This window comes from uncultured Porphyromonas sp. (genome assembly GCF_934359325.1).
In the GTDB taxonomy this organism is placed as follows: Bacteria; Bacteroidota; Bacteroidia; order Bacteroidales; family Porphyromonadaceae; genus Porphyromonas_A.
Genome location: NZ_CAKRLH010000162.1, coordinates 1 through 3,882, shown reverse-complemented (window position 1 = coordinate 3,882; position 3,882 = coordinate 1). Strand labels below are relative to the sequence as shown.

The 3,882-nt window shown below is 62.3% G+C and carries 5 protein-coding genes; all 5 read right to left on the bottom strand.

The window, feature by feature from the left end; all coding sequences use genetic code 11:
* Positions 1–197, bottom strand: a 197-nt coding sequence (locus Q0F21_RS06215) for a 2,3-bisphosphoglycerate-dependent phosphoglycerate mutase (protein ID WP_297238365.1), incomplete at its 3' end; no start/stop codon positions are given.
* A gap of 37 nt (positions 198–234) precedes the next feature.
* Entirely contained in the window at positions 235–1,221 is a 987-nt protein-coding gene (locus tag Q0F21_RS06210) for a polyprenyl synthetase family protein (RefSeq protein ID WP_297238363.1), read from the bottom strand.
* A gap of 55 nt (positions 1,222–1,276) precedes the next feature.
* Positions 1,277–3,118, bottom strand: coding sequence for a helix-hairpin-helix domain-containing protein (locus Q0F21_RS06205; protein ID WP_297238361.1), 1,842 nt, complete (start codon positions 3,116–3,118; stop codon positions 1,277–1,279).
* Complete coding sequence (locus Q0F21_RS06200) at positions 3,090–3,329, bottom strand: hypothetical protein (protein WP_297238359.1); 240 nt, start codon at positions 3,327–3,329, stop codon at positions 3,090–3,092. Before Q0F21_RS06200 ends, Q0F21_RS06205 begins: the two co-directional genes overlap by 29 nt.
* A gap of 160 nt (positions 3,330–3,489) precedes the next feature.
* Positions 3,490–3,882: DUF805 domain-containing protein (locus Q0F21_RS06195; protein WP_297238357.1), on the bottom strand; the 393-nt coding region annotated here is incomplete at its 5' end.

Below are 3,882 nucleotides of genomic sequence, written 5' to 3'. Positions count from 1 at the left end.
TTTAGGGTCTTGATGGCACGCTTGAGGTAGCTGGTGTAGGCGAGGGTGAAGTGAAATCCATTCTCCTTCAGCGTCTTACCGGCAGCGGCAGCCTCCTCGATACCCTTCTCCGTCAGGTCCACATCGGTCCAGCCGGTGAAGCGATTCTCCAGGTTCCACTCACTCTGTCCGTGGCGTACCAGTACTAATCTTCTCATACTTTATCTCTAATTATCTTGTGAAAAAATAAGCCGTTTACTTCTCTCGCTCAGCGATGTAGTCACAGAGCCGGTAGAGCAGGTCGAGGCTACGCCCCTCGGGGATCACCCGGGCGTAGTGCTCCTTCGCCTCACTCAGGAGGCGATGCATCTGTTGCTCAGCGTAGTCGATGCCGCCGCACTCTATGGCAAAGTCGGTCAGGGAGCGTATGTCCTCGTCACTCAGCTCGCTCTGACGCAGCATCCGGCGAGCGCGCTCCCCCTTGCGCCCACTGTGCTCCAGGGCATAGATAAGGGGCAGGGTCACCTTGTGCTCCCGCAGATCGTTGCCGGCGGGCTTGCCGAGCTCCGGTGTGGGGAGGTAGTCAAATATGTCGTCCCGGATCTGGAAAGCCATCCCCAGCCTCAGCGTCGCCTCGCTGATCTCGAGCGTAGTCTCCTCGTCCTTCCTGCCGGCGAGGATCGCCCCGAGGGTGGCAGAGGCGGCCAGTAGGGAGGCGGTCTTGCGACGGATGATGTCGTAGTACCACTCTTCACTCGTCTCAGCCAGCTGTGATGCATCGTCCTGCATCAGCTCGCCCTCCGTGAGTGACTCGCCCACGTGGCTCAGGATCTCGAGCACGAGTGGCTCCTTCAGCTCCACGGCAAGGAGGATAGCCTTAGAGAGGATATAGTCCCCCATCAGCACCGCCTTACGGTTGCCAAAGAGCACATGGAGTGCCTTGGTACCGCGGCGCGTGTCGCTATCGTCGATCACATCATCGTGGATCAGCGTCGCGACATGGATCATCTCGATGAAGGTCCCGCCTTGCACGACACGATCGGAGATCTCGCCAAAAGCCGAGGCAATAATGCCCATCAGCATCGGACGAAGTCTCTTACCCGGATGACGACGGAAAAGCTCCACTGCGTGGCGCAGCGAGGGCGAGTCGCTCTCCAGCGTCTCCCCCATCAGTTGATCGATGCGGTCGGAGATGCCGGCGATATCCTCGGGGAGGCTGTCGAAGTAATTTCTCATGCTCATACAACAGTGCAAATTTACACAATTATCGCCGCTGTCTAAAATCCAATATCGGGTGTCAGAGGCGATAAGTGAGAGCAAGGGCGGCATCCGGCCTGCGCAGGTCATCGAGCGTCAGAGCGAGGCGACCGTGGAGGGTAACATGCGCCCCGATGCGCCACCTCACACGTCCCGACAGCTGCACTCCCTTCCCGCGGAGCATCGATCCGCCATAGAGGTACGGCATCCAGGGGAGACCGCTGAGGATCATCTGCCCGCTCCGCAGTCGGTAGAGCCTCAGGTCGCCCTCGGCAAGGAGTGACTTCTGATCATCGTAGCGGATCCTTCCCCTCACCGATCCACCGAGTCCCTCTCCCTCGGTGTGGAGTAGCTGTACCTCCCCGCGGGTGGACCACTTCGTCCCGTGCACCCTGTCGGTACCGTAGCGAAGCGACAGCCGGCGCGGTCTCGCCGGCACGCTCAGCCAGCGGAGTGTCAGGAGCGAAGAGCCCCGGTAGCTGCTCCTGCCGAGTCTCATCAGGAGCATCGTCCCCGCCGGAGAGCCGGCGTCGGTGCGGCGAAACCGATCCGCCACCACCGTCCCGCTGACGTACCGCGCCACCTCCCCGCTCCACTGTAGCCGATAGCCCCACTCGTCCCGTCCCGAGGCGTAGTGTCCGTCACCGGATCCGTAGGGGGAGTAGCGTCCCTTCCCGAAGTAGCGCCCCGATACCGTCAGCGCCCCCACCATCTCATCCAGATAGGACAGACTTCCCTCGGCAGCCCTTCGCTCCCCCGGTGCCAGCGTCACCTCACCTGATGCGATCACCCTCTCCCCCATCCGGCATCCATCCACGGACACTTCCCTCAGGATCATCTCGTCGGGGTAGCGAAGAGGCGGCAGGAGAGGGCGTCCGTCCTCCGACCGATGTCGGTAGGTCAGTCCGGTGATGCCGAGATGACCACTCTCCCCCTCGTAAGAGAGGTAGCCCCCGACCACCTCCCGACGTGCCGTATGCCGGTGACGGAGAGAGGTGGCGTCCCTGTGGAGTCCGGTCCTGTAGAGTGTCGCCAGCCTCTGCCCCTCAATCCGCGCATCGATCGGCTCATACCCGCCGAAGAGGATCACCTCCACCGCTCCCAGCCTCCGCTCCACGGCAAGCCCTCGCAGATAGTCATACTCTCGCGCCGAGCGGTGCGGCCGCAGCTCTCGGGTGACCCGCTGCGGGATGCCGGTCCCATAGATCGAGGAGGAGTAGAAGGAGCGCCCCTGACCCATCAGCAGTCCGCGACCCGTGGTGAGGCGGAAGTCGCCGAGCAGAACTTCCGTCCGGCTGTCTCGGTACCTGAGTGTACCAGTGAGATGATCCATCACGCCCTCCCTCAGGGGACGGAAGGGCTCTCCCCTGTCGGTCTCCCCCACCATAGCCCAGTCGAGATGCTGCCCATTGTCCCCCACCGAGCGGATCAGCAACGACGCCGACCCCGCCCTGTAGAGCGAGCCGACCGCATGCTCACGCCGGGGTCTCACAGGACGACCGTCCGCCTCCCCCACAGTGAGATAGGGGAATAGGAGCGACAGGAGATGAAGCTCGGCGCCCTGCACCTCCTTGAGATCATAGACCGAGTCCAGCCGCTCTCTCTGAGAGCGGTAGAGGAGGAAGTTTCGGATAAAGAAGGGATCCAAGAGCGGTACGCGTGCCAGGTCGTCTGCCGTGGCGGTATTGAGGTCCAGTGGGTGGAGCTCCAGTCGCTCCAGCTCCTCTGCCGCCCTCTGCCGTGTCTCGTCGTCCTCGATCAGCGCAAGTATCGCCTCAGAGGAGAGACTCTCCTGCGCCGCCACCCGCACGCCAAGGCTCATCAGACCGATCAGGAGAAGGAGCCGAAAGCCTCTACCGGCGCCACTCCTCTCCGTCCTCATCATCGTCAAAGAGAGAAGGGCGGTGCTTCGTCGCATCGCCCACGATCCGCTCCATAACACATCGCCGCACGAAGTCGGATCTCGACCAACCGGGATGGCGTCTGAGGTACCGCTCGATGATCTCCATCTGGCTCTCGGAGAAGAGTACCGTCACCCGTACCGTATGTGGCTCCTGCCGGATCCTCTTCCCCCTTCTTCTCGACCGTCTCATACTGTGCGTTCCTATCTCTCGCCGGTAGTCTGTGATGGGTGACAGGACCGCCCCCGGCTGAGAGCGAGACGTTCCCTACCCCGCTTCGCCCCTCGAGGGCATGCGCAGAGCAGTGTCTGGCTGTCGGGTCCGGTCATAGATTACAGTTATTTCCCGCTACTCATTCGGTCTTCGGCTGCAGGCTCTGCCGAGGATCGGGACCATACTTATTGGCTCCCCTCTGTCCCGGTAGGAGGTGAATCACCAGGTCGACGAGGAGGACTATCCCTGCGATAATGGAGAGCAGACGGAAGAGGGAGCTCCCGAGGTCCTCCGCACCGTACTTCAGCGACACGACAGCCGCCCAGGCGAGTGTCGTCCCCCGGAGGATCCAGAAGAGCCACGCCGGGAGACCCACGTCGTGGTACCGCCTACAGCTCACGGCAAGTGTCGGGACAAAGAGCACGACCGAGAGTAGCCGTATCACCCAGACCAAAACCGGCGCATCGAAGTAGGGTCGGTCGCCGTAGCCGGAGAGGATCCCCTCGATGCCGAAGGGGGCGATGAGCGCTGC